Annotated in this window: 21 protein-coding genes; 17 read left to right on the plus strand and 4 right to left on the minus strand. The window is 75.3% G+C overall.

The genetic code is table 11. From position 1 onward, the window contains the following. The first annotated feature begins 61 nt into the window (after positions 1-61). Positions 62-535 carry a GNAT family N-acetyltransferase gene (locus GCE86_RS07510; protein WP_154226260.1) on the plus strand — a complete coding sequence of 158 codons (474 nt, stop codon included), beginning with the start codon at positions 62-64 and terminating at the stop codon, positions 533-535. Between the two features lie 10 nt (positions 536-545). Here the strand turns inward: GCE86_RS07510 and GCE86_RS07515 are convergent, their stop codons facing one another. Both GCE86_RS07515 and GCE86_RS07520 read right to left on the minus strand, forming a co-directional pair. Continuing rightward, positions 546-1,604 (minus strand): S8 family serine peptidase, encoded by a 1,059-nt coding sequence (locus GCE86_RS07515; RefSeq protein WP_154226261.1) that lies wholly within the window; start codon positions 1,602-1,604, stop codon positions 546-548. 168 nt (positions 1,605-1,772) lie between these two features. Further along, positions 1,773-2,213 carry a VOC family protein gene (locus GCE86_RS07520; RefSeq protein WP_204342863.1) on the minus strand — a complete coding sequence of 147 codons (441 nt, stop codon included), beginning with the start codon at positions 2,211-2,213 and terminating at the stop codon, positions 1,773-1,775. Between the two features lie 88 nt (positions 2,214-2,301). Here GCE86_RS07520 and GCE86_RS07525 point away from each other — a divergent pair, with 88 nt between their 5' ends. The 12 genes from GCE86_RS07525 to GCE86_RS07585 are packed head-to-tail and all read left to right on the plus strand — an operon-like array spanning position 2,302 to position 21,292. After that, the gene (locus GCE86_RS07525) at positions 2,302-2,955 is read left to right on the plus strand and encodes a hypothetical protein (protein WP_154226262.1); all 654 of its coding nucleotides are present in this window, start codon (positions 2,302-2,304) and stop codon (positions 2,953-2,955) included. Position 2,956: 1 nt separating this feature from the next. Further along, a complete protein-coding gene (locus tag GCE86_RS07530) occupies positions 2,957-3,256 on the plus strand; it encodes a LysM peptidoglycan-binding domain-containing protein (RefSeq protein ID WP_154226263.1) in 300 nt (99 codons plus the stop codon). Position 3,257: 1 nt separating this feature from the next. After that, a complete protein-coding gene (locus GCE86_RS07535) occupies positions 3,258-4,409 on the plus strand; it encodes a hypothetical protein (protein WP_154226264.1) in 1,152 nt (383 codons plus the stop codon). 19 nt (positions 4,410-4,428) lie between these two features. Next, positions 4,429-4,926 (plus strand): phage baseplate assembly protein V, encoded by a 498-nt coding sequence (locus GCE86_RS07540; protein ID WP_154226265.1) that lies wholly within the window; start codon positions 4,429-4,431, stop codon positions 4,924-4,926. Then, positions 4,926-5,243 carry a hypothetical protein gene (locus GCE86_RS07545; protein WP_154226266.1) on the plus strand — a complete coding sequence of 106 codons (318 nt, stop codon included), beginning with the start codon at positions 4,926-4,928 and terminating at the stop codon, positions 5,241-5,243. Before GCE86_RS07540 ends, GCE86_RS07545 begins: the two co-directional genes overlap by 1 nt. Further along, positions 5,240-5,623 carry a GPW/gp25 family protein gene (locus GCE86_RS07550; protein WP_154226267.1) on the plus strand — a complete coding sequence of 128 codons (384 nt, stop codon included), beginning with the start codon at positions 5,240-5,242 and terminating at the stop codon, positions 5,621-5,623. The genes GCE86_RS07545 and GCE86_RS07550 overlap by 4 nt, the downstream gene beginning before the upstream one ends. Continuing rightward, positions 5,620-8,124 (plus strand): putative baseplate assembly protein, encoded by a 2,505-nt coding sequence (locus GCE86_RS07555; RefSeq protein ID WP_154226268.1) that lies wholly within the window; start codon positions 5,620-5,622, stop codon positions 8,122-8,124. The genes GCE86_RS07550 and GCE86_RS07555 overlap by 4 nt, the downstream gene beginning before the upstream one ends. Then, positions 8,121-10,679 (plus strand): baseplate J/gp47 family protein, encoded by a 2,559-nt coding sequence (locus GCE86_RS07560; RefSeq protein ID WP_154226269.1) that lies wholly within the window; start codon positions 8,121-8,123, stop codon positions 10,677-10,679. The genes GCE86_RS07555 and GCE86_RS07560 overlap by 4 nt, the downstream gene beginning before the upstream one ends. After that, a complete protein-coding gene (locus GCE86_RS07565; protein WP_163636904.1) occupies positions 10,676-12,853 on the plus strand; it encodes a phage tail protein in 2,178 nt (725 codons plus the stop codon). Before GCE86_RS07560 ends, GCE86_RS07565 begins: the two co-directional genes overlap by 4 nt. Position 12,854: 1 nt before the next feature. Then, a complete protein-coding gene (locus tag GCE86_RS07575) occupies positions 12,855-15,932 on the plus strand; it encodes a DUF6519 domain-containing protein (RefSeq protein WP_163636903.1) in 3,078 nt (1,025 codons plus the stop codon). After that, positions 15,929-20,290: an eCIS core domain-containing protein gene (locus GCE86_RS07580; RefSeq protein ID WP_154226273.1), complete on the plus strand. Its 4,362-nt coding sequence runs from the start codon at positions 15,929-15,931 to the stop codon at positions 20,288-20,290. The genes GCE86_RS07575 and GCE86_RS07580 overlap by 4 nt, the downstream gene beginning before the upstream one ends. Before the next feature lie 60 nt (positions 20,291-20,350). Next, positions 20,351-21,292: an inositol-3-phosphate synthase gene (locus tag GCE86_RS07585; protein ID WP_154226274.1), complete on the plus strand. Its 942-nt coding sequence runs from the start codon at positions 20,351-20,353 to the stop codon at positions 21,290-21,292. A 40-nt stretch (positions 21,293-21,332) separates the two neighbouring features. On the opposite strand, the gene GCE86_RS07590 is transcribed toward GCE86_RS07585, so the two are convergent. Then, the gene (locus GCE86_RS07590; protein WP_154226275.1) at positions 21,333-21,923 is read right to left on the minus strand and encodes an NADPH-dependent FMN reductase; all 591 of its coding nucleotides are present in this window, start codon (positions 21,921-21,923) and stop codon (positions 21,333-21,335) included. A gap of 88 nt (positions 21,924-22,011) precedes the next feature. On the opposite strand from GCE86_RS07590, the gene GCE86_RS07595 reads away from it, so the two are divergent. The 3 genes from GCE86_RS07595 (at position 22,012) to GCE86_RS07605 (ending at position 23,483) form a co-directional block, all read left to right on the plus strand. Continuing rightward, positions 22,012-22,533 carry a MarR family winged helix-turn-helix transcriptional regulator gene (locus GCE86_RS07595; protein ID WP_154226276.1) on the plus strand — a complete coding sequence of 174 codons (522 nt, stop codon included), beginning with the start codon at positions 22,012-22,014 and terminating at the stop codon, positions 22,531-22,533. Between the two features lie 133 nt (positions 22,534-22,666). Next, positions 22,667-22,840 carry a hypothetical protein gene (locus GCE86_RS07600; RefSeq protein WP_154226277.1) on the plus strand — a complete coding sequence of 58 codons (174 nt, stop codon included), beginning with the start codon at positions 22,667-22,669 and terminating at the stop codon, positions 22,838-22,840. Between the two features lie 193 nt (positions 22,841-23,033). Then, the gene (locus GCE86_RS07605; RefSeq protein WP_154226278.1) at positions 23,034-23,483 is read left to right on the plus strand and encodes a hypothetical protein; all 450 of its coding nucleotides are present in this window, start codon (positions 23,034-23,036) and stop codon (positions 23,481-23,483) included. Here GCE86_RS07605 and GCE86_RS07610 read toward each other — a convergent pair. Then, complete coding sequence (locus tag GCE86_RS07610; protein ID WP_154226279.1) at positions 23,473-23,937, minus strand: HIT family protein; 465 nt, start codon at positions 23,935-23,937, stop codon at positions 23,473-23,475. The genes GCE86_RS07605 and GCE86_RS07610 overlap by 11 nt on opposite strands. A 256-nt stretch (positions 23,938-24,193) precedes the next feature. On the opposite strand from GCE86_RS07610, the gene GCE86_RS07615 reads away from it, so the two are divergent. Next, positions 24,194-24,682 (plus strand): SMI1/KNR4 family protein, encoded by a 489-nt coding sequence (locus tag GCE86_RS07615; RefSeq protein WP_163636901.1) that lies wholly within the window; start codon positions 24,194-24,196, stop codon positions 24,680-24,682. The last annotated feature ends 18 nt before the right edge of the window (positions 24,683-24,700 follow it).

Here is a 24,700-nt window from a genome sequence, read left to right on the forward strand (position 1 = left end):
GGTCGTGCACGCGCCAGGGCGCGCCCGTGGGGCCGGGGCTCCTGGCCGTAGGCTGGGGATCATGGCGGACTGGGAGATCCGTCCGGCCTCGGTGGCGGACGTCGAGGCGGTGGCCGAGTTGCGGGCCGTGGTGCTGCGGGCGGACCTGGAGCGCCTCGGGCGGTACGACGCGCAGCGGGTACGGCAGCGGCTGCGGGACGGGTTCGCGCCGGAACACACCTGGTTGATCGAGGTGGGCGGCGTGTTCGCCGGGTGTGTGGCGCTGCGGCCGGCCGAGGACGCCCACTGGTTGGAGCACTTCTACCTGGTTCCGCACCGGCAGGGCGGCGGCATCGGTGCGGCCGTGCTGCGCGGGCTGCTGGAGCGGTGCGATCGCGACGGCACCGTGGTCCGACTGAACGTGCTGCAGGGCAGCCCGGCCCGCCGGCTGTACGAGCGGCACGGTTTCACGGTCGAGACCGAGGATCCGGTGGACGTGTTCATGGTGCGCGAGCCGGCCCGGGCAGGTGCCCGGGCCGGGGCTCGAACGTCGTGAGGCGCCGGCCTCAGGTGCGCGGCGCGGCAACGGCGGCCTGGGCGTCGACGACGCCCCAGCCGTACAGCGGCGTGTAGACGCCGCGCAGCCCGACGATCGGGGTCCGGGCGGTCGACATCAGCACGGAGTACACGTTGGCCACGCTGCGCCCCTGGGCGACGAGGAGCGCCGCCACGCCCGACACGTACGGCGTGGCCATCGACGTGCCGGCGAAGGCGTCGTAGTCACCCTGCCCGCAGGTGGCCGAACCGGCGCCCACCGGGACGCTGGACCAGACGTCGTCGTCGCAGTTGACCAGGCCGGCCCCGCCGGGCGCGGCGACGGCCTTCAGGTCGGCCTTCACGCCGAGGTTCGAGTACCACGCCTTGACCTCGTTCCGGTCGGTGGCGGTGACGCAGAGGGCGCCGGCCTCCCAGGCCGGGGTGTCGCACAGCGGCGCTGTCTCGTTGCCGGCGGCCGCGATGACGGCGACGCCCTTCGCCTGCGCGTACGTGATCGCCGCGGTCGCCTCGGACTCCAGGCCGGTGAGGGTGAGGGCCTGGGTGCCGGGCTGTGCGCCGAGGCTGAGGTTGACCACCTTGGCGCCGTGGTCGGCCGCGTAGCGGATGCCCGCGGCGATGTCGGCGAAGCTGCCGCTGCCCGCCTCCAGCACCTTGATCGGCATGATCTTCGCGTCGCGCGCGACGCCGGCGACACCCACACCGTTGCCGGTGGCCGCGGCGGCGATGCCGGCCACGTGGGTGCCGTGCTCGTCGCCGGCGTCGGGCACGCCGTTGGGGCCGCGCCAGTCGCCGTTGCCGCAGGAGGTCGTGCCGCAGTCGACGAAGGTCGCGCCGGGGACGAGCTTGGCCGCCAGATCCGGGTGGCCGAGGTCGACGCCGGTGTCCACCACCGCGATGACCACCCCCGCCCCCGTGCTGGTCGCCCAGGCCTGCTCGGCATGGATCTGCCGCAGACCCCACTGCTTGTCGTACAACGGATCGTTGACAGCCGCCTGGGCGGGCGCCGCGGTGGCCGCCACCAGCGCGGTGACGACCGCGATGCCGGCTAGTGAGCGGGTGAACGACATGGGGCTCTCCTCCCGACGGACAGCAGTTCATCTATGCATCGGGAATCAGGCGCGAAACGCAACAGTGGCCGGCTCACCAGCGAACCCCTCACCTCCGCCTCGCGATGATCGCCGACCACTCACCCCGGCGCGGGCCGCTCCCGCCTGGAAGAATGTCGTTCGGCGGCGTCAGCTGAGCTGCTCGGCCAGTGCGACGATGATGCCCTCGGGGCCGCGGACGTAGCAGAGCCGGTAGCTGTCCTCGTACCGCTCCACCTCGCCGACGAGTTCGGCGCCGTGGTTGCGCAGGCGGGCCACGACGTCGTCGATGTCGTCGACGGCGAACATGATGTTGCGGATGCCCAGCGTGTTCGGCGGTGCGACGGCCGGCTCGGCGCTGACCGCCGCCGGCGCGCGGAAGGCCGTCAGCTCCACCTTGCTGTGGCCGTCCGGGGTCCGCATCATGGCCATGTCGACCTGGACGCCGTCGAGGCCGTTGACGCGGTCCACCCACTTTCCCTCGACCGCCGCCTCGCCCTCCAGTTCCATGCCGAGTTCGGTGAAGAACGCCACCGCAGCCTCAAGGTCGCCGACGACGATGCCGACGTGGTCCATCCGCTGAATCGCCATGGCCACGAGCATAGGGCCGGGGCGGTCCCGCAGGCGGCGTGACGCGGGCGTGACGGCGGGGCGACGGGTCCGCGGGACCCTCGGCGGCGTGAGCAGCTTCCCGGGCAGCCCGCGCACCCTCCGCGGCGCCATCATCGCCGTGGACCCGCTGGGCCCGCTGTCCCGGGTGGTGGTGTTCCAGTACAACCCGGACCAGGTGCAGCGCACCATCGCGCCACGCTCGGGCGGGGAGTCCGCGCAGCGGGCCGCCGACGCCCACCGGGCGTGGGGCGCGCCCACCGAGACGATCACCATGACGGTCGACGTCGACGCCGCCGACCAGTTGGAGACCGGCGACCCGGTGGCCGCCACGGTCGGCGTCCTGCCCCAGCTCTCCGTGCTGGAGATGCTGCTGCACCCGGGCAGCGTCCGGGTGATCGCCAACTCGGTGCTGCTGGCCGCCGGGACCATCGAGATCCTGCCGGTGGAGCTGCCCATGGCGGTGCTGGTCTGGGGGCCGGCCCGGGTGGTGCCGGTGCGGATCACCCAGCTCGGCGTCACCGAGCAGGCGTTCAACCCCGCGCTGAGCCCGATCCGGGCCACCGTGGACGTCTCCGCCCAGGTGCTCACCTACGACGACCTGTCGCTGACCGACGTCGGCTACGGGCTCTACCTCGCGCACCTGGTCGCCAAGGAGGTCCTCGCCGTGGTGGGCGCGGTCTCCGGTGCCGTCGACGCCGTCACCGACCTGGCCGGAGCGTGACATGACCGGGCGCTACGACTCCGTACCCGTCGCCGGGACGACCGTGCCCGACGGCGCCGGCGGCCTGCGCGAGGTGCGCTACCTGCGGCGACGGCCGCTGCCGGAGCTGCGCGACGTGCGGGCCGCCGCCACCCACCGGGTGACCGCCGGGGACCGGATCGACCTGGTCAGCCACCGGTACCTGGGCGACGCCACCGCGTGGTGGCGCATCGCCGACGCCAACGGGGCGCTCGACCCGGAGGCGCTGACCGGCCCGGACGCCGAGGGCGAGCTGATCGTCATCCCGCTGCCGGGGGTGTGAGGTGCTGCTCGGGTCCGGGCTGCGGCTCACCGTCCTGGCGGGACGGACCGTGCCGCTGCCGCTGTCGGTGGACCTGGCCCAGCGGTGGCGTTCCACCCGGGTCACCGAGAGCGACGCCGAGCGCAGCGCGTTCTCCCTGGTCTTCGACGCCGGACGGGCCGGCCCGCTGGCCGCCGTGGACAGCCCGTTCGGGCCCACCGGGCCGCTGGTCCCGTTCGCACGGGTGGTGCTGGTGCTCACCTTCGGCGTGGTGCCGGTGGTGCTCTTCGACGGCATCGTCACCGAGACCCGGCTCGACCCGGGCACCGGCGCGGGGCGGGCCACCTTCACGGTCACCGGTGAGGACGTGGGCAACCTGCTCGACCGCGAGGACCGCGACGTCGAGCATCCCGCCCTCGACGACTACCTGACCGTGCTGAAGATCCTGGCACCGTACGCGGCGCGCGGCATCCTGCCGAAGGCGCTGCCCGCCCCGGTCACCGACCCGCCGCTGCCCATCGACCGGATCCCCACCCAGCACGGCACCGACCTGGAACACCTCGCGGAACTCGCCGAGCGGCACGGCTACGTCACCTACGTCGATCCCGGCCCGGTGCCCGGGATCAGCTCGTTCTACTGGGGACCGCCGGTGCGCCTCGGCCTGCCGCAGCCCGCCCTCGCCGTCGACCTGGGCTCGGACAGCAACGTACGGGAGGTCTCCTTCCGCACCGAGGCGACCCGCCCGGCCACCGTCACGGGGGCGGTGCACGACCGGCGTACCGGGGTCACCCTGCCGGTCGCCGCGGTCGTCAGCACCCGGCCGCCGCTGGCCGCCGTACCGTTCGCGCTGGCCAACGCCGGGGACGTGCGGCGGCGCCGGCTGCGCGAGGGCAGCAGCGACGCGGTCTCCGCCTTCGCCCGCGCGCAGGGCGAGGTGGACCGCGGCGCCGACGCGCTGGTCGCCGAGGGCACCGCCGACGGCGCCCGGTACGGGGCGGTGCTGCGCCCGCGCGGCCTGGTCGGCATGCGCGGCGCCGGCTGGAGCCACGACGGCCTCTGGTACGTCCGCCAGGTGGAGCACGACCTCGCGTGCGGCGGCTACCGGGTCGGCTTCACCCTGTCCCGGGACGGGCACGGCTCGATCACGCCCGCGCTGCCCCGGAGCCCGTCATGACCATCCGGGAGGAGCGGCGATGACCCGGCAGTTCTTCGGCGTCTACCGGGGCACGGTGGAGCAGAACGTGGACCCGATGCTGCGTGGGCGGGTGCAGGTCTCCGTCCCGAAGGTGCTCGGCGACGGCCGGTTGGCCTGGGCCGAGCCGTGCGTGCCCTACGCCGGCAACGGCGTGGGCGGGTTCAACCTTCCGCCGGTGGGCGCCGCCGCCTGGGTGGCGTTCGAGGGCGGCAACCCCGACTACCCCGTCCTGCTGGGCTGCTACTGGCAGCTCGGCGAGTCGCCGGCGCCCGGGCTGCCGCAGCAGCGGGTGTTCCAGTCCGACTCGGTCAGCGTCACGGTCAGCGACCTGCCCATGGTGGGTGGCCTGACCATCGAGGTGGGGCCGCCGGCCGTGCTCATCCCGCTCAAGGTGGTGCTCGGCTCCGGCGGGATCGAACTGTCCACGGGGGCCACCAAGGTCGTCCTCGACGGTGTGCGGGTCTCGGTCAACGACGGCGCGCTGGAGGTGATGTGATGCCCGGACCCCTCGTCCACCAGGGCGCAGTGGTGATCTGCGCGCACGGCGGCCAGGCCATGCCGACGGTGCCCAACCCCCGGGTACGCGTCGGCGGGCAGGCCACCGTGCTGCTCGCCACGCCGTGGACGGTGGCGGCGTGCCCGTTCCCGCCGGTCTCCGGCGGCCCCTGCGTGACCAGCGTGTGGAGCGTCGGCAGTGTCCGGGTGCGCTCCATGGGGCAGCCCCTCGTGCTGGCGAGCGGGCTGGCCACCTGCGCGCCGACCGGGGTGCCGCTTGCCGTGACCGCCAGCCAGTTCCGGGCGGTGGCGACGTGAGCACGGGCCGGCACGTCGGCTTCCCGCTGCGCGTCGGCGGTCGCGGCCGCACGGCCCTGGTCGGCGACGAGGACTACCTGCGCGGCCTCGTCGAGGCGGTCCTCTTCACCCGCCCCGGCGAGCGGGTCAACCGGCCGGAATTCGGCAGCGGCGTCGACCGGCTGGTCTTCGCCCCGGCCGGCGACGAACTGGCGCACGCCACCCGCGCGCTGGTGCACGGGGCGCTGCAACGGTGGCTCGGCGACCTCGTGCAGATCGACGACGTGCGGGTCGAGGCGGCGGACGCCCAGCTGCGGGTGACCGTCAGCTACGTGCCGCTGGTCGCCGGGACGGCCGTCGGCGAGCGCCGCAGCCTCACCGTCGTGGGCGGCACCCCGTGACCGCGCCGCTGCTCGACCGGGAGGCCCGCCGGGCGCTCGTCGAGGGGGAGAGCACCCTCGACGGCATCGACCACGTCGAGGTGCTGTCGAACCGTCCCGGCACCCCGGGGCACGTGCCCGGCGCGCCCCGCCAGCGCACCCTGCTCGTGCACCTACTGCGCGGCGCGGTCCCCGCCGACCTCGACGCCGGCCGGGTCCGCGTCCTCGGCGGGGTGCGCGTCGACCCGCGGGTCAACCCTGTGCGGGTGCTCTGGGCGTACCCGACGAACGTCGTGGCGGCCGGGGCGCCGCCCGGCGTGACCGCGGCCGACCGGACCCTCGTGACGGGGGCGGTGCCGGCGCCCGAGCGGGCCCGGGTGCTCGTGGTACGCACCTCCTCCAGTGGGGACTGGTCCAGCTACCTGCTCGCCCTCACCGGCCCGGGCGGCGAGGGCTTCCCGGCCGGCTTCGACGAGCCGCTGGCCACCTGCCCGTTCGCCTTCGCCGTCGACTGCCCCGACGAGCTGGACTGCCGGCCCGACGACGGCTGCCCGCCGGTGCCCGCCACCACCCCCGCCCTGGACTACCTGGCCCGCGACTACACCGGGCTGCGCACCCGGCTGCTCGACCGGCTCGCCGTGCTGCTGCCCGGCTGGACCGACCGCAACGCCGCCGACCCGCTGGTCACCCTCGCCGAGCTGTTCGCGTACGTGGGGGACCGGCTCACCTACCGGCAGGACGCGATCGCCGCCGAGGCGCACCTGGCCACCGCGCGGCTGCGCCCCTCGGTGCGCCGGCACGCCCGCCTGCTCGACTACCGGATGCACGACGGCTGCGCGGCCCGGACATGGCTGGCGTTCCGCACGGCCGCGCCGCTGACCCTGCCGGCACGTACGCCGGTCGCCGGGGCCGAGGACTCGCTGCCGCCGGACGCCGGGGTCGAGGTCGCCGTGGACGCCGGCGCCACCGTCTTCGAGACCCTCGCCCCGGTGGCGCTGCGCCCCGCCCGCAACCAGCTCGACCTGCACGCCTGGGGTGACCCGGATGCCTGCCTGCCCGTCGGCGCGACGAGCGGCTGGCTCCGGCACCCGGCCGGCGCCGACCCACAGCTGCGCGCCGGCGACATGCTCGTCCTCGCGCCCGTCGACGAGACCGGGACCGTGGTGGGCGACGAGGGCCGCCGGCAGGCCGTCCGGCTCGACCGTGACCCGGTCACCCGCGCCGACCCGCTCGCCCCCGCCGGCACGATCGTCCGCGAGCTGCACTGGGCCGCCGAGGACGCCCTGGCGGTCCCGCTGCCGGTGGCCCGCCGGGCCGCGGACGGCAGCGCCGCCCCGGCCGCCGTGGCCCTCGCCAACGTCGCGCTCGCCGAGCACGCCGCCGCGCTGCCCCCGCGCGGGCTGCTGCCGCCGCAGGCCCCCGCCGACGGCCCGTACCGGCCGCGGCTGCCCACCGGGCGGCACCCGGTGGCCTGGACCGACGCGGTCGTGGACGGACGCAGCGCTGCCGCCGCGCTGCGCCCCGACCCACGCCGCGCGCTGCCCGCCGTGCTGCTCGACGACGGCAGCCGCACCTGGACGCCCGTGCCGGACCTGCTGGCCAGCGGGCGGCTGGACCCGCACGTGGTGGCCGAACCGGAGACCACCGGCGTGCTGCGGCTGCGCACCGGCGACGGGATCAACGGTCGCCGCCCGGCGCCCGGCGTCACGCTCACCGCCTGGCCCCGGGTGGGCGGCGGCACCGCCGGCAACGTCGGCGCCGACGTCCTCACCCTGCCGCTGCCCACCGCGGCGTGGGCGGTGCCGGCCGGGGTGAGCGTCAGCAACCCGCTCCCGGCCACCGGCGGGGTCGATCCCGAGTCGGTCGACGAGGTGAAGGAGCTGGCCCCGTACGCGTTCCGCACCCAGCTCCGCGCCGTCACCAGCGCCGACCATGCGACCACGGCGGAGGAGAACCCGGGCGTGCAGCGCGCGGTGGCCCGGCGCCGCTGGACCGGCTCCTGGTACGCCCAGGAGGTCACCCTCGACCCGGTGGCCCGCCGGGCCGGTGACCCCGCGCTCGCCGCCGAGGTGGCCGCCCTGCTCGACGTACGCCGGCTGGCCGGCACCGACGTGGAGCTGGCGCCGCCCGCGCACGTCCCGCTGGAGATCGTCCTCGGGATCTGCGTCGCCGACGGCCACCTCGCCGCCGACGTGGAACGCCGGCTGCGCGCCGAACTGTCCAACCGGGTGCTGCCCGACGGGCGGCTCGGCTTCTTCCACCCCGACCGGCTCACCTTCGGCCAGTCCCTGTACGTGTCCGACCTCGTCGCCGCCGTCATGGCCGTGCCCGGTGTCGGGTACGTCGAGGTGGCCGACGACGACGCCACCGGCCTGCGGTTCCGCCGCCTCGGCCGCCCGTCCGCCGGGGAGGTCACCCGCGGCCGGATCGACGCCGCCGCCCGCGAGGTGCTGCGCGCCGACAGCGACCCGAGCAACCCGGAGTACGGCCGGGTCGCCTTCCACCTGCGCGGTGGCGCGTGAACTGCGGCTGCGGCGGCGGCTGCGGATGCGACCCGCTGCGCCCGCCCGCGCCCGAGGTGACCAACCCGCCCGGCCAGCCCGCCCTGGCCTGGCGGGTCGCCCCGCACAGCCACGCCCTGGCCCGGATGCGGGCCGCGCTCGCCGACCCGGGCCTGCCCGCCGGGGTGCGGGCCGTGGCCGGGCAGGACGCCGACGACCCGATGCTGGCGCTGCTCGACGCCGCCGCCGTGATGACCGACGTGGTCTCCTTCTACACCGAGCGGATCGCCCAGGAGGCGTACCTGCGCACGGCCACCGAGCTGACCTCGGTGCGGCACCTCGCCGGCATGATCGGCTACCAGCCGCGCCCCGGTGTCGCCGCCGCCGTGGACATCGCCTTCGACGTCGAGGACGCGCCGGGCGCACCGTCGCAGGTGGACGTGCCCGCCGGCACCCCGGTGCAGTCGGTGCCCGGGCAGGGCGAGCTGCCGCAGACCTTCGAGACCGGCGCCGACCTGCGCGCGTACGCGGCGTGGAATGCGGTCCCCGGCGCCACGGCCGGGCCGCAGGAGATCGACTTCGCGACCGACGCGATCTGGCTGCGCGGCACCGCGCTCGGCGTACGGGCCGGCGACGGCGTGCTGGTGGTCGGCGCCGAACGCCGCCGCTACGGGCGCACCCCCGCGCACAGCCGGGCCGCCGCCGACGGGCGGCGCGACGACGAGCGGTGGGACTTCCGCATCGTCACGGCCGTCGAGGAGGGCCCGCCCGGCCTGGCCGGCTGGACCCGGCTGGCCCTCGCCGAGCGGGTCGGCTGGCGGCGGTCGATGCCGCTGACCGCCGAGGAGGACGTGCAGGTGCACGCCTTCGCCACCCGGACCAACCTGTTCGGCTGGAACGCGCCGATGGCGGGCCTGCTCGCCGGCAACGACCCGCCGCCACCCGGCATCACCAACGGCGAGTGGGACGACATCGACAACCCGTTCCCGCCCGGCGACCCGCCTCCCGCCGACGTGGTCGAGGTCGACGGCGACCATCCCCGGATGGTGCCCGGCTCCTGGCTGCTGCTCGAACGCCCCGACCGCCGCGAGCTGTACGCCGTCGAGGCGGCCGCCCCGGCCGGCGACTCCCGGTTCGGGGTCAGCGGCCGGACCACCCGGCTGCGCGTCGACATCACCGAGAGGCTGCGCACCTTCGGCCGGCGGGACACCCTCGTGCGCGGCGAGTCCCGTCCCCTGCCGGCGGCGGAGCGGCCCCTCGTGGAGCCGGTCGGTGGGCGGCGGCTCACCCTGGTCGCCACCGACCCGCCGCTGCCCGCCGGCCGCCGCGTGGTGGTCACCGGGTTCCCGCCCGGTGGCCCGCCCGCCGACCCGCTCGTCGCGGCGGCCACCGCGCCCCCGCTCGCCGAGACCGCGGTGGTGCTCGCCTGCACGGTCGCCGCCGACGGCCGGAGCATGACCGTCGACCTGGACCGCGACCTCACCTCCCAATACGATCCGCGCGGCCTGCGGGTGCGCGGCAACGTCGCCGCGGCCACCCACGGCGAGACCGTCGTCCAGCCGCTCGGCAGCGGCGACCCCACGCTCGCGTTCCAGCGGACGCGCACCCGGCGCGGCCCGCTCACCCACGTCCGGGACGACAGCCCTGCCGGCGCCCGCAGCACCCTGGAGGTCCGGGTCGACGGGGTGCGCTGGGAGCCGGTGCCCGCACTGGACACCGCCGGCCCGGGCGACCGGGTGCACACCGAACGGCTCGACGACGAGGGCCTGGCCACGGTCACCACCGGCGACGGCCGGCACGGCGCCCGGCTGCCCGGCGGGGTGGAGAACGTCGTCGCCACCTACCGGGTCGGGGTCGGCGCCGCCGGCGCGGTACGGGCCGGCCAGCTCAGCATCCTGCCCCGCCGCCCGTACGGGGTGCGGGCCGCCGCCAACCCCGCCCCGGCCCGCGACTGGGCCGACCCCGAGCAGCTCGACGCGGCGCGGGCGCACGCCCCGCTGCGGATCCGCACCCTGGACCGGGCGGTCTCGGTGGCCGACCACGAGGACTTCGCGGCCGGCTTCGCCGGGATCACCCTGGCCCGTGCCGACGACGTGTGGGACGGCCGGGAACAGGTCGTCGTCGTCTCCGCGCTCGGCGCGGCAGCCGGCGGCGGGGCCGCCCCGGCCGGGCCGGAGCTGGTCGCCGCGCTGCGCGCCGCCCTGGTGGCCGCCCGGGACCCCGGCACCCGGCTCGCCGTGCTCGCCGGGGAGACCGTCCCGTTCGGACTGCACGTCGACCTCGCACACGACCCCGCGTACCCGCGCACCGACGTGGAGGCCGCCGTGCGCGCCGCCCTCGCAGCCGCGTACACGCCGCCGGCGCTGGGCTTCGCCACCGGCGTGGTCGCCTCCCGGACCCTGGTCACGGTCCGGGCCGTGCCCGGGGTACGCGCCTGCACCCTGCCCCGGCTGGCCGCGCCGCCCGGCGGGGCTCCGGTCGACCTGCTGGCCGCGCTGCCCGGCCGGTTCGCCGGCACGCTGCGCCCTGCCCAGGTGCTCGCCCTCGCCGAGGTGACGATCGGGGTGATGTCGTGACCGACACCGCGCTGCGCCGGCTGCTCGACCTCGTGCCGGTGCACCTGCTCGCCCGCGACGCCCAGGCCGACGGCGGCACCGGGCCGCTCACCGCGCTGCTCTCGGCCGTGGCCGGCGAGCTGGAGCTGCTGGAGGCCGACCTCGACCGGCTGCACGACGGGTTCTTCGTCGAGACCTGCGCCGAGTGGCTCGTGCCGTACCTCGCCGACCTGGTCGGCCTCGCCGAGCTGCCACCCGACCTCGGCGTCACGGTGAGCCGGCGGGCCCTCGTCGCCAACACCGTCGCCTACCGCCGCCGCAAGGGCACCGTGGCCGTGCTGGAGCAGGTCGCCCGGGACGTCACCGGCTGGCCGGCCCGCGCCGTCGAGCATCACCCGCTGCTGGTGGGCGCCACCCACGTCAACCACGTCCGCCCCGACCGGCCGGCCACCGTCTCGCTGCGCGGCGCCGCCCGGATCGAGGCCGCCGCCGTGGTGAGCCCGCCCGGGCCGCGCGGCGCCCTCGACCCGCTCACCCACACCGCCGAGGTACGCCGCATCCCCACCCGCCGCGGCCGCTACGGCATCGACCACGTGGCCGTGCACCTGTTCCCCACGCAGGCGTACGAGGTGGGCGCCCCCGAGGCCGACCCGCCGGCCGGCCCGAACGGCGGCTGGTCCGCCGCCCGCGCCGACGGCGGCCACTGGACGTTCGACCCGCTGGGCCGGGCCGTGCCCCTGTACGCCCCGCCCCGCCGCGAGGAGGCCGTCGAGCGGCTCGCCACCGAGGCGGACCTGCCCGTGCCGCTGCGGCCGCGCCGGCTGCTCGACCTGCTCGGCCAGGCCCGCGCCGGCGCCCTGGCGGCGACCGCGCTGCCGCTCGGCGTACGGCTGCGGGTCGGCGGCGTCGACCAGCCCGACCTGACCGCCGACCGGATCCGGGTCTGCCACTTGGAGAATCTCGCCCCCGGCGCGGCACCGCAGGTGATGGTCGACCCGGTGGCCGGCCGGCTGAAGGTCTACGCGCCGGCCGCCCCCGACGCGGTGTTCGTCCGCTACGCCTACGGCGGCCTCGCCGACGTCGGCGCCGGCACCTACGACCGCACGGCCGCCCACGAGGCGCTGCTCGCCACCGACCCGGGCGCCCCGGTCACCGCCGGCGGGCCGGACGCGCCGCCCGCCGCCGGCCAGACCGAGGTGTGCTCCGGCGTGCCCGCCCCCGTCGGCAGCGTGCCCACCCTCGCCGCCGGTCTGGCCGCGGCCGAGGCGTCCTGGGCTGCGCCCGGCAGTACCACCCGCGGCGGCACGTACGTCGTCTCGGTCGCCGACAGCGCCGGCTACCTCGGGGACCTCACGGTCACCGTGCCCGCCGGGACCCGCCTGGTGCTCGTGGCCGCCGCCTGGCCGGCCCGCCGCCGCCCCGACGGCGAGGTGCTCGCCCCCGTCCCCGGCCGGTACGCCCCCGACGGGCTGCGCCCGCACCTGCGCGGCAGCCTGCGGATCACCGGCGAGCCGGGCAGCAGCGTGGTCGTCGACGGCCTGCTCGTCGAGGGCGACATCATCGTCGCGCCCGGGCAGCTCGGCCACCTCACCGTCGCGCACGCCACGGTCACCGGAGCGGTCCGCGTCGAGTCCGCCGCCGGCCGGCCCAACAGCCGGCTCCAGCTGCGGCTCAGCCGGGTGGTGGCCGGTGCGGTCACCCTGGCCGCCACCGTGCCGATGGCCACCGTGGACACCTGCGTGCTCGACGCCACCACCGGCGGCGGGACCGCCCTCGCGGGCGAGGGCGTGCACGCCTGCCTCGAGGGCAGCACCGTGCGCGGCGCCGTCCGGGTCCGCAGCCTCGACGCCAGCAGCTGTGTCCTCGACGGGCCGGTGACCGTGGCCCACCGCCAGGTCGGCTGCGTGCGGTTCAGCTACGTCGCACCCGGCTCGCGCACCCCGCGCCGCTACCGCTGCGTGCCGGCCGACGGCGAACCCGGACCGCTCCCGGTGTACGCGTCGACCGACCCGGCCTCGCCCGCGTACCCGGCCCTCGCCGGGTCCTGCCCGGTGGCGATCCGGGAGGGCGGCGAGGACCGGGCCGAGCCGGGCGTGCACCACCACCTCAGGCGACCGCTGCGGCTCCGGGCGGCGCAGCGGCAGCTCGACCCCTACCGGCCGGTCGGCATCGAGCTCGGGATCTTCGGGAGTTGACGTGCACGGAGACTTCACCCGCTGGACGTTCGACCCGCGCGACGGCTACCGCCAGGTGTTGTTGCAGCAGGGCCGGATGCTGCTCGACGCCGAGTGGAACGAGCAGACGACCATCACCGCCTGGCACGACGAGCAGCGGACCCGCGACATCGTCGGCAAGGCCGGCGGGCCGCTCGACGGGGCCGGCTTCGCCGTGGTCGACGCCGCCGGCGCCAGCCCTGCCGCGACGGCCTGGGCCGACCTGCGGATCACCCCCGGCCGCTACTACGTGGACGGGGTGCTGGTCGACGCGGCCCCGGTGACCGGCGGCGGGGCCGGACACAAGCTCGCCGACCAGCCGTACCTGCCCAAGGTCGGCGACCTGCCCGGCCTGCCGGAGCCCACCGCCGACGGCCGGTACGCCGTCCTGCTCGACCTGGCCGACCAGCACGTCACCGCCGACCAGGCGCCCCGGCTGCGGGAGTCCGCCCTCGGCGGGCCGGACACCACCACCCGGGCCCGCACGGTCTGGCAGGTCCGGCTGGTCAAGGTGGCCGCCGGCACGGCCTGCGCCGACGTGGTGGACCCGCTGTGGGGCGGCCGGACCGCCCCGACCATGACGGCCGCGCTGCGCGAGGTGGACCCGACCGCCGACCCGTGCCGGCTGAGCGGCTCCGGCGGCTACCGGCGGCTGGAGAACCAGCTCTACCGCGTCCAGGTGCACGACGTGGCCGGCGACGGCACGGCCCGCTACCTGTGGTCCCGGGAGAACGGCAGTGTGGTGGCCGGGCTGACCGCCATCGGCCCGCCGTCGGCGGCCGCCGCCGCGGCCGGGATGGACGCCGAGCTGAGCCTGGACCGGGTCGGCCGCGACGAGGAACTGTCCTTCCGGGAGGGTGATCTCGTCGAGGTGACCAGCCCCGACCGCGAGCTGCACGGCCGGCCCGGCCACCTGGCCACCGCCGGCGCCCCGGACGGGACGGCGCTGCCGGTGACGTGGGCCTCGGGCGCACCGGCAAGCCTCGCGGCGCTCGGCCGCACCCCGATCGTCCGCCGCTGGGACGGCCCGGCCCAGGTCGCCAACGCCAGTCCCGACGAACTGGACGATGCCGGGATCGAGGTGCGCTTCGGCGCCGGCGACTTCCGGGTCGGCGACCACTGGCTGATCCCCGCCCGTACGGTCCGGCTGGTCTACGGCGTCAGCGCCATGTCCGGCACCATCGACTGGCCCACCGACGGTCTCGGCAACGCCCTGGCTCGCCCGCCGCTGGGGCCGGTGCACCACGTCGCGGTGCTCGGCATCCTGCGCCGCACCACCGTCGGCGGCGCCGGGCGCTGGGCGCTCGACGAGGACTGCCGCCGGCTCACCCCGCCCCTGACCGACCTGGTCACCCTCGACCTGCTCGGCGGCGACGGTCAGCAGGCCCCGCCCGGCCAGCCGCTGCCCGAACCCGTGCGGGTGGTGGTCCGCAACGGCGGCCGGCCGGTAAAACGCGCCCGGGTCCGGTTCACCGCCGTCGACGGGCACCTGGCCGCCGGCATACCCACCGCCGCCGACCCGGCCCAGGTGGTCCTGGAGACCGACGCCCGCGGCCAGATCGACGTGCGCTGGCTGCTGCCCAGCACCGGCCCGACGACCCGCGTGCTCACGGCCGTCCGGCTCGACGACGCCGACGCCCCGGTCGACGCCGAGGTGCGGGTCACCGGCCGCCGCGACGAGGGCGGCACCGTCTGCCTGGTGGTCCGTCCCGAGACCGATCTGGTGCAGCTGTTCGCCGACCTGTCCGGGGTGACCGCGCTGGCGCTCTGCCTGACCGCGGGGGAGTGGACCCTGGACGAGCCGGCGGTGCTGTCCGGGGTGTCCTGCGTGCTGGTCACCGGGGTCGGCTCCGCCACCCGGATCGTCGCCGCCGCCGAGTCGGCGCTGCGGTTCATCGACTGCGGCGAGGTGCAGGTCCGCGACCTGTCCGTGGCCGCGGCGCCGGCCGAGAAGGACCAGCGCAACGGCGCCCTCGACATCCAGCGCACCGGCCTGGTCCTCGTCGAACGGGTCCAGGCCGAGATGGGCGACGCCCCGGCCGCCGTGGCGAGCGGAATCACCGTCCGCGGCGACGACCGGGAGGGCGGCCGGCCGGTGGAGCGCGCCGTGGTCCGGGACTGCCGGGTCGAGGCGGGCCACGCGCAGACCGGCGTGCTGGTACTGAACAGCCGGCGTACCGACGTCACCGGCTGCGACATTCTGGCCACCGCCGACCCGGGCGCCGACCCGGAGAAGCGGTTCCTCGACTGGCTGGGCGATCCCCGCTTCGCCCGGCGGATCGCCCGGCGGGCCGTGCACCCGCTGCTCGCCGGGGAGGACGGCCTCGGCCTGCGCAAGGGCTGGTCGTCGCTGGTGGAGACCCGCACCCTGCGGTTCGGCTCCGAGATCGACGACTCAAAGGGCTGGACCGCGTACCTCGGCGACCAGCCGGTCAAGACCGTCGAGGAACTCCAGGACCTGGTCCGCGACGACCTGGTCCGGCACAACCCGGACTCCCGGTTCTTCGACGAGCGGACCCGCTTCGCCGCCTGGCTGCGGCGGATCGCCGAGGAGTTCGCCACCGCGGCCACGGCCACCGCCGGCATCACCGTCGCCGGGACCACCGCCGCCGACGTCCGGGTCCGCGACAACACCGTCGCGGGCGCGCTCACCGGCATCAGCGTCGCGCTGGGCGACCCCGACGAGGAGCGCGAGACGGTACGCCGGGTGTGGATCACCGGCAACACGATCACCCCGCCGGCACGGGCCGCCACCGCCTACCTGCACCAGGGCATGTACGTCGGGGACTGCCACCGCCTCGACGTGTCGTCCAACGTGGTCGACCTGGCCGGCGCCGAACCCGGCTACCCGGTGCAGGGCCTGCTCTGCGCCGGCCGGCTCGGCCCGCACGCCGTCGCCGCCGCGAACACGTTCGACGGCACGGTGCTCGGCATCCGGGTGGTTCCCGGCCCGTCGGTCTCGCCCGCCCTGTGGGTGGCGCGCGACAATCTCTGCACCACCGGCCCGGCGCTGGTCGACGGCACCGGGGCGTGGCGCGACGAGGGGAACGTGGGCGTGTGAGGGTGGCGGAGACGGCCCCGCCGTCCCGGTCGGCCGACCGGGACGAGCCCGAGCGCGCCCGCCCGGCGGCGGATCGGCCGGCCGAGCGGTCGCACCGGCCCCCCCGCAGCACCCACAGCATCGCCCGGATTCCGGTGCACGCCCCGCCCGACCCGGCCGCCGAACACGACGCCCACGCCACCGCCGCCCGCCTCGCCAGGGCCCGGCCCACCCACGCCGCCGGGCCCGCCTCGGCCCCCGCCCGCTCGGCCCGGCCGGTCGCCCGGCTCGCCACCGTGCCCGATCCCCGACTCGGCGCCGGCCGGCCGCTGACCGGCGCCGAACGCGCCCGCTACGAGCCGGCGCTCGGCATGGACCTGACCGGGGTACGCCTGCACGACGGCCTCGCCGCCAAGCTCGCCGCGCGGGAGCGGCGGGCGCACGCCTTCACGTACGGCAACCACGTGGTCCTCGGCGCCCAGGCCGGGCCGAGCCGGGACCTGGTGCTCGCCCACGAACTGGCCCACGTCCGCCAGCAGGCCCGCCCCGCCCCCGCTCCGGCCGCCGAGCATTCCGGACGCGGCCCACCGGCCGCCCCGGTCCGGTCCGCGCCGCTCGGCGTGCAGTGCTTCGCGCTCGCCGACACCGCCGTGGGCCGGTTCGTCAACGACACCGCGAGCGACGCCGCCGCCCTGGGCCGTGGCGCGCTCGACACCGCCCTCGACGTGGGCGGGGAGATCGCCGGAACCGCCCTGGAGGCGGCCTCCGCGGTCGTCGACCGGCTCGCGCCCGGCCTGCTGGAGTTCCTCCGCGGCGGCGCGCTGGTCCGGCTGCGCGAGCTGCTGTGCACCGGCGTCAACACGCTGCTCGGCCGGCTGCTGGCCGGCCTCGCCGACGTCGACCCGATGTCGGCCATCGAGTCCACCTTCACCGGCCTCGCCCAGGGCGTCCGCGACGTCCAGGCCCGCCTCGGCGGCGCCGCCCGGTCGACCGTCGGCGCCCTGCTGCGCCCCGTGGTGGCCGCCCTCCAGGAGTGGGACGGCCCGATCATCCGGAACCTCCGCGCCGCCGCGGACACCGTGAACGACCTCTTCACCGGGCTCTGGGACCACCTCGCGGTCCCCGCGCTGGACCTGCTGGGCGCGGCCGGCGGCGCGGTCTGGGAGTCCTTCACCCGGCTGGGCGGCTGGCTCTGGGACCTCACGGCGCCGATCCGCGCCGGCGCGTCGTACGCCTGGGACTGGCTCAGCACCCAGTTCGGTCTGGCCTGGGACAGCACCGAGGGCGCCCGCAGCTGGCTCGGCAACCTCGCGAACTCGGCCTGGGAGACCCTGCGGACCACCATCGAACCGATCCGTACCCCGCTCATGGTGGTCGGCGGCATCCTCGTCCTGCTCTCCCCGCTCGGCCCCGTGGTGGTGCTGACGCAGGTGCTCCCGCCGCTGTGGGACGGCCTGACCTGGCTCTGGGAGAACTGGAACACCCGCGAGATCCTGGTCGCCGCCCGGCAGGTGCTCCAGGAGCGCATCCTGCCCACGGTGATCGGCGCGGTCAGCGGCGCGGCGGACACCCTCGCGGCCGCCGCGGCCTGGCTCGCCGACGTGGCCGGGCAGGTCGGCACCGCCATGGGGGGCGTCCTGGGCGCGTTCGGCGCGAGCACCTGCCTCACCGCCGTGTCCACCCTGCTCACCGGGGTGGCCAACCAGTTCACCCGGATGGCCGCCTGGGCGCGCGGCGGGTTCAGCGGGCTCACCGAGGCCCTGCAATCGGTCTTCGACGCGTTGGTCGCCATCTTCCAGCCCATCCTGGACTTCCTCGTCCGGCTGGCCGTCGTGGTGGCGAACCCGCTCATGCTGCCGGTCGTCATCGGCGCGGTGATCTGGCTGCTCTGCCCGGACGACCTCAAGCCGCCCGTGATCAACTTCGTGCTCGACCTGCTCATCGTGGCGATCGGCGCGCTGCCCACCCTGCTCACCGGCCTCGGCCCGCTCGGCGCGCTGCTGCGCGAGGGCGTGGTCGGCTTCCTCACCCAGCTCCGCTACGGCGAGCGGATCGGCGACCAGCAGCGCATCGACGCCAGCAACAAGATCGCCAACCTGGCCGCCGGGGGCGGCGTGTCCTTCGTGGCCGGGATGGCGTGGGGCATCGTGCAGGGCGTCGTCGACGGCATCATCGACCCGTTCCGGCTGCTGTTCATGCTGGCCCAGCTCCTGGTGGCCGCCGCACGCGCGGTCGCCCGGGTCGTCCAGGCGTACACCCAGGGTCTGCCCCTGGTCCGAGGCCCGCCGCCGGCCGGCGCCGCCGGGCCGACACTTCCTGCGGCCCCGCCCGCCGCGGTCAGCGCTCCGGCGGCCCTCGCTCCCGGCACCGCCGGACCGTCGCCGTCCGCTCCGGCCACGGCGGCACCCGCCGTCAGCGCGGGGGCGGCCGCGACAGCGGCCCCGGGGCTCACCGCGGCCGGCCCCACCGCGACCACCGCGGGCACCGCCGGTCCGACGGCCGCTGCCGTTCCGGCAGTCACCGCCGCGGGCCCGACGGCGGCCGGCGGGGGTGCGGCCGGCCCGGCCGTCGAGCTGGCGGCGATTCCCGGGGAGCCGACCGACGCGCAGATCGTGGCGGCGCTGCCGGCCGGCGCCCTCGCGCAGGCCGCGGCCGGCGGGGTGGAGGCCGACCTCGACCCCGCCACCCTCGAAACCGACATGCGCGGTGAGGTGCAGAGCGAGGGCGCCACGGTGGGCGGGCTCGCGCAGCTCCTCGGCGACGCGTGGGCGGCGATGGTGGCCGGCGCCCAGTCGCTCGGCGCGCGGGCCGCCGACGCGCTGCTCGAATTCATCATGCTGCCCGACTTCGAGCTGGGCCGGAAGATCGGCTTCGTGGCCGGATTCCTGCTGCTCCAGGCCGCCATCATCTACTTCAGCGCCGGCAACTACGCCGCCCTCAAGGCCGTCGAGCCGGGGCTGCGCACCCTGCTGGTCTACCTGCTGCGCTTCCTCGACCTCGGCGGCGAGCTGCTCGGCGTCCTGGGCCGGGCGCTGCGCCCGCTGCGCGGACCGCTGCTGCGCGGCATCGGCGCGGCGCGCGGCTTCCTCAGCCGGTTCCGCTTCGCCGCCGGGCTCCTCGAACGGGTCGAGGGCCTGGCCGGGCGGATGCTCGGCCTCGGCGACGAGGCGGCCCTCGCCGCGAGCCGGGCCGCCCAGGGCGCCGAGGCCGGCGCGTCCCGCACGGCCCGGGAGGCGGTCGAGGCCGGCGTGGTCCGGGAGGGCGCGACGGCCGGCGCGTCCCGTACCGGCCGGGAGGCGGCCGAGGCCGGCGCCGCCCGCGAGGCCACCGAGGCCGGCACGGCCCGGGCCGGCCGGGAAGGTGCCGAGGGCGCGGCCACCCGGGAGGCCGACGAACTGGGAGAGGGGGCGGTCCGCGCGGCCGACGAACCGGGCACCCCGACGGTCGCCGACGACGTGGCCAAGGCGGCGCAGCTGCCCGAGGCGATGGCCGAGGCGCGCGTCATCAAGGAGGCGAACGATGTGGTGAACACGCCGATACCCGTGCTGCTCGCCGAACTGATGGCACTCAAGACCCGGTACCGCTGGATCGAGACGTTCGCCGCCACCCCCGTCGGGCCCGGCGTCTTCCACATCGAGCTGATCGCCAGCCGCAACGACCTCGGTGACTACACCACCGGTGGTATTCCCGGGGCGCCGCGCCCTCCCGACCCCGCCCACGTGACGCTCGACCGGATCGCCGACCAGTACGAGACGCTGCTGACAGCCGACCCGGCCCGGCACGCCCGGTTCCTGGAGATCGAGCAGCTCGCCCGGACCAACCCGGAACAGGCCGCCCGGCTCGCCGCCGAGCTGGAGGAGGACCTGATCAGCCACAGCCGCCTGCTGGGCGGGGTCGACGCACCGCTGGACCGGCCGACCGGCTCGATGGCCGACCTGGCCGACCCGGGGACGTTGGGCCCTCGGCCGACGCCCGGCCGGGCCCAGCCACGGGCCATGGAGGCGGGCAACTTCACCCACGCCAACGCCGAGGCGCTGCGGGACGTGCTGCCTCCGCCGCGGATCCCCGCGCAGTTCGCGGCGGACCGGGCGGCGGGCGATCTGATCCCGCTGTCGGAGCTGCCGGACGGGCTGCTCGCCGAGGCGCGGCTCGGCGTCACCTCCCGGGTCGACCGGGTCACGCCCACCACCCTCGTGGACCCGGTCGCCGGCATCATCTACGAGATCAAGCCGGACAACGCCCGCCAGATCGCCAACGGCCTGGAGCAGGCCCGGGGCTACGCGAACCTGGCCAACGCGAGCCTGCGGGGTGGCCGCAGCGACTGGCGGGCCGTGGTCGTGGTCTACAACCAGCGGGCGGCGACCCGGATGATCCGCTGAAGGCGCGGTGCGACGCGGCCGCGGATCATGAGGGAGGAACCGTCCGGGTAGCCTCGGGCCATGATCGAAAGCGCGAAGGTCGCGGTCGTCGGCGTCGGGAACAACACGTCGGCGCTGGTGCAGGGACTCCACTTCTACCGCCGCACCGGCAGCCTCGTGGGCATCCGCCGCCCCGAGGTGGCCGGGCTGGGCGTCGGCGACGTCGACGTCGTCGCGGCGTTCGCCGTCTCCGAGGGCAAGCTGGGCCGGGACCTGCACGAGGCGATCTTCGAACCGCCCAACAACTTCCCCCGGCTGGACGCGGACCTGCCGCCGTCCGGTGTGAGCGTGCAGCGCGGCCTCGTGGACGCCACGGAGGTCGACCGGGTGGCGCAGGCGCTGAAGGGCGCCGAGGTGCTGCTCTACTCGGCGCCGAGCGGCCGCCTGGAGACCGCCCGCGCCTACGCCGAGGCGGCGCTGCGGGCGGGCGTGGCGTTCGTGAACACCACGTCCGACGGGGTGGCCCGGGACCCCTCCTGGGTCGACCGTTTCGAGGCGGCCGGCGTGCCGCTGATCGGTGACGACCTGGCCAGCCAGTTCGGCAGCTCCGTGGTGCACCACGCGCTGCTGCGCCTGCTCGAGGAGCGCGGCCTCACGCTGGTCAGCTCGTACCAGGTCAACCTGGGCGGCACCGAGGACTTCCGTAACCTGGTCGAGCACCCGAACACGAAGCAGCGGTCCAAGGCGAACGCGGTGGGCTCGGACAAGGTCGAGATGGCCCCGCTCGGGTACCTCCCGCACCTGGGATCGCAGAAGATCGCCCACCTCAACGTCGAGGCGCAGGGCTGGGGCGGCACGGCGTTGAGCCTGGACGTGCGGCTCAAGGTGCACGACCCGAGCGGCGCGGCCGGCGTCAACATCGACCTCGTCCGCATGGCCGCCGCCGCCCTGCGCGCGGGGCGCGGCGGGTACCTGCCCGAGGCGGCGGCTCTGCTGAAGTCCCCACCCGGCACGCCGATCTGAGCCGGAGGAACCAGGATCCGGACTAGGCCGCCGAGGATGTTCAGCCGGCCGCGCGTTGCCGTGCCCGTTCCCGCAGCGGGACGAGGGCCGCGGTCCAGTGCACCAGTTCCTCGAGCATGGCCTCCGCGCTGGCGTCCATGGTCTCGTTGGGTCGTAGTGCGCCGTCCTCGCCGATGAACTGGGCGACGAACGGGATGTGTACGGCCTCGGGGATCGGCGTCATCTTCAGCGTGGTGAGCACCTGCTTGATCATCTGCGCGGCGCGGGTGCCGGCGCTGACGCCGCCGTAGCTGACCAGGCCGACGGGCTTGTAGGCCCACTCGTGCGCGAGGTAGTCGATGGCGTTCTTGAGCGGGGCCGTGTAGCCGAAGTTGTACTCGGGCATCACGATCAGGAACGCGTCGGCCCGGTCGATCGTGGCGCTCCAGTCACGGGTGTGCTGGTGCTCGTACCGGCGCAGGCGCGGGTGGTGGGGCTCGTCCATGAACGGCAGGTTCCACTCCGCGAGGTCGACGAGCTCGACCTGATCGAAGCCGCCGTGCTTGACCGCCATGGTGTGGATCCACTCGGCGACCGGCAGGCCGAGCCGACCCGGCCGGGTGCTGGCAATGATGATCTGCAAGGTGGACATGCTTCGCTTCCTCGGTAAGTCGCTGACGTGTCAGCAAACCTATCCCTGCGATGCTGACGTGTCAGCAATTCGCCGTAGACTGTGATCCATGACCCAACCGCGGTGGCTGAACCCGGAGGAAGAACGCCTGTGGCTGGCGTTCCTGCGCATGCGGCGGGCGCTCGACGTGGCGATCGACGGTCAGCTCGCCGAGGCCGGGCTGTCGCCGGCCGACTACGACGTCCTGGTCCCGCTCTCCCAGAGCGGTGACGCGCTGCGCGTGCGGGACCTGGCCGCGCTGATCGGGTGGGATCGCAGCCGCATCGCCCACCAGCTCCGGCGCATGGAACAGCGCGGGCTCGTGGTGCGATCCGGCAGCGCGACCGACCGGCGAGGCACGTTGGTCCACCTCACCGACCTCGGCCGTACGGCGATCACCGCCGCCGCGCCGGGGCACGTCGAGACCGTCCGCCGCGTGCTCTTCGATCAGCTCGACCAGCACGACCTGACTTGTCTCACGAGCATCGCCGAGCGGGTGGCCGACGCCGCCGGACTCACCGGCATCTCCCGTACCGGCGGCCAAGCTCCGCGCCGCATGGCACAGGGGAAAGGGCAGGGAAGAGAGCCCTGACGGTAGGCCTCGCCTGCTGCCTCGCACCATCGGCACCAGTGCCTCCGCGTGCTGATGAACAATGACTACCGCGACTACCCGCAGCCCGCGGCCTAGCGGTTTCAGGCCTGCGTCCTCCGAAGGGATGACGGCTATGGCCGACCACGAGGACGAGTGGAGGCGCATCATGGGCGCTCGGCGGCCCGGCCCGGAGGATTTCAAGCGCATGATGTACGGCGGTGAGCTGCGGCTGATGGGCTGCATCGTCTTTCTCATGGCGGTCCTGATGCTGACCGGCCTCGCCCTTCAGTGGATCGCCCGCCGCTGACCTCTCGGTGGCCAGGCTCTCTGGTTCGCATGGGCATCACCGGAGGCGTCGGCGGCGAGCCCTGGGCGCAGGGATCGGCAGAGGCCCAGCCGCCCGTCGTGCCACACCCGTAGCGAGTGCGTAGTGGCTCCCGGGTGAAGGTCGCTACTGGCACGGGGCGGCGCGGCCGGTCGAGTGCCCTTATCCTGCCGCGATGAAGCAGACGTGGCGGGTCTCGTTGGTGGGACGGGTTTTCGGCATCCTCGTTCTGGTTCTGGCTGGCCTAGTTGCCGCGGCCATCATCGCCAGCGGTCTTGATCTTGCATCGACGGTCGTTGCTGTGGTGCTGCTGTGCGGCTTGGCGGCTGTTGTCTACGTGAACGCTCTGCGCCCGTCGATCACGCTGGCCCACTCTGAGCTGGTGATCCGGAACAGGTTCCGGACGTACCGGATCGATCTCGACACGGTCGCGCGCGTGGATGCCGGTTATCACGGCATCGGCGTGCAAACGAAGCATGGTCAGGTGGTCCACGGTTGGGCTGTCCAGAAGTCGAATCTCGCCCGATGGCTTGGTCGACACACCCGCGCCGATCTGGTGGTCGAGGCGATCGAGAAGGAGATGAAGGCAGGGGTCGAGTCCGGCGACGTGAGACTCAGGTATTGAGAGTTGCGGCATGGGGCTGGAAGTACCCCCGCAGTCGCGCGCACAGGGCGGCCACGCGGGGAGCATCCCCACGAGGCGCTCCTGTCCACTCGTCCACATCCATCCAGCCGTGTTGAGCCGGGGTGCCGGGATGGCGGACGAACAGGTGCTGATGGAAATGCGCTACCTGGCGGCCAACGATCGCGGAGAAGACGAACTCGGGTCCCAGTTCGCTTCGCAGCGCTCGTGCACCGACCCATACGGCCCGCGCCACGGCCATCGCCTCGGACTCGGTCAAGGTATCGAGGGATGGTGCGTGACGCCGGGTTTCCACGAAGAGATAACCCAGGAAGGTCGGGCTGTCCTCGGCGGCCGGCCGGTGAGTGACGATCACGTCCCGGTCCTCCCATACGAGCGGACCGACAAGGGCGCCTTCGCCGCGGTGCTTCTGACAGATCAGGCAGTCCTCAGCCATCCGGCAAGATTAGGTGCCGCGCTGCTCCCGGGGGGGGCACAGGTCTTCCCGTCGGGGAAGGTTGGTAGCGCCTGTGGTGCCGGCGACGTGATTCGCAGCCAGGTGACCTGTTGGCGATCGGGTGGGTGGTATGGCAGGTGCGGATCGAGCGGCTGTTGCGGCGGCAGCAACAGGTCGCATCGACGTGTGGCTTCAGGAGCACGCGCCGCGGGCCCGCGCTGCCCTACGACCGCCGGCGTCTGAGCGGGACCTCGCGGTGGCGCAGGAGGCAGTCGGCCGGCCGCTGCCGCCCGACCTGCGGGCCTGGTGGTTGTACGCGGACGGCGCCCGTTTCGGCCCTCATGTCGGCGACAGTGGCTGGCTCATCCCGCCGGGCTTTGTTCCCTACTCGATCGCGGAGGCCCTGAAGATTCGACGCTTGTGGATGGACGTCGCCCGCGAGATCGGGCCGCTTGAACAGCTGGAAGCGTTCGTGGATGCAGAGAACAATCGTCCGGCCGGAACGGCTTGCCACACCTGGCTGCCTGCCTGGATGCCGGTCGCCACGAACCACGGCGGCGGGAATCTCTTCGTGGACCTGCGCGGTGGCCCCCAGTACGGCTGCGTGATGGAGTTCTATCGGGACGCTGGAGCGTTGGCCGAGCCGGCATGGAACGACGTGGCCGCCATGCTGTACGACATCGCCGACCGGCTGACGGAGAACGAGGCGCAACTCGACCAGGCAGGTCTGCTCTACTGGCAGTGATTCCACGTCTCGCGGCAC

Origin of the sequence: Micromonospora terminaliae (assembly GCF_009671205.1) — a bacterium.
Taxonomy (GTDB): Bacteria; Actinomycetota; Actinomycetes; order Mycobacteriales; family Micromonosporaceae; genus Micromonospora; species Micromonospora terminaliae.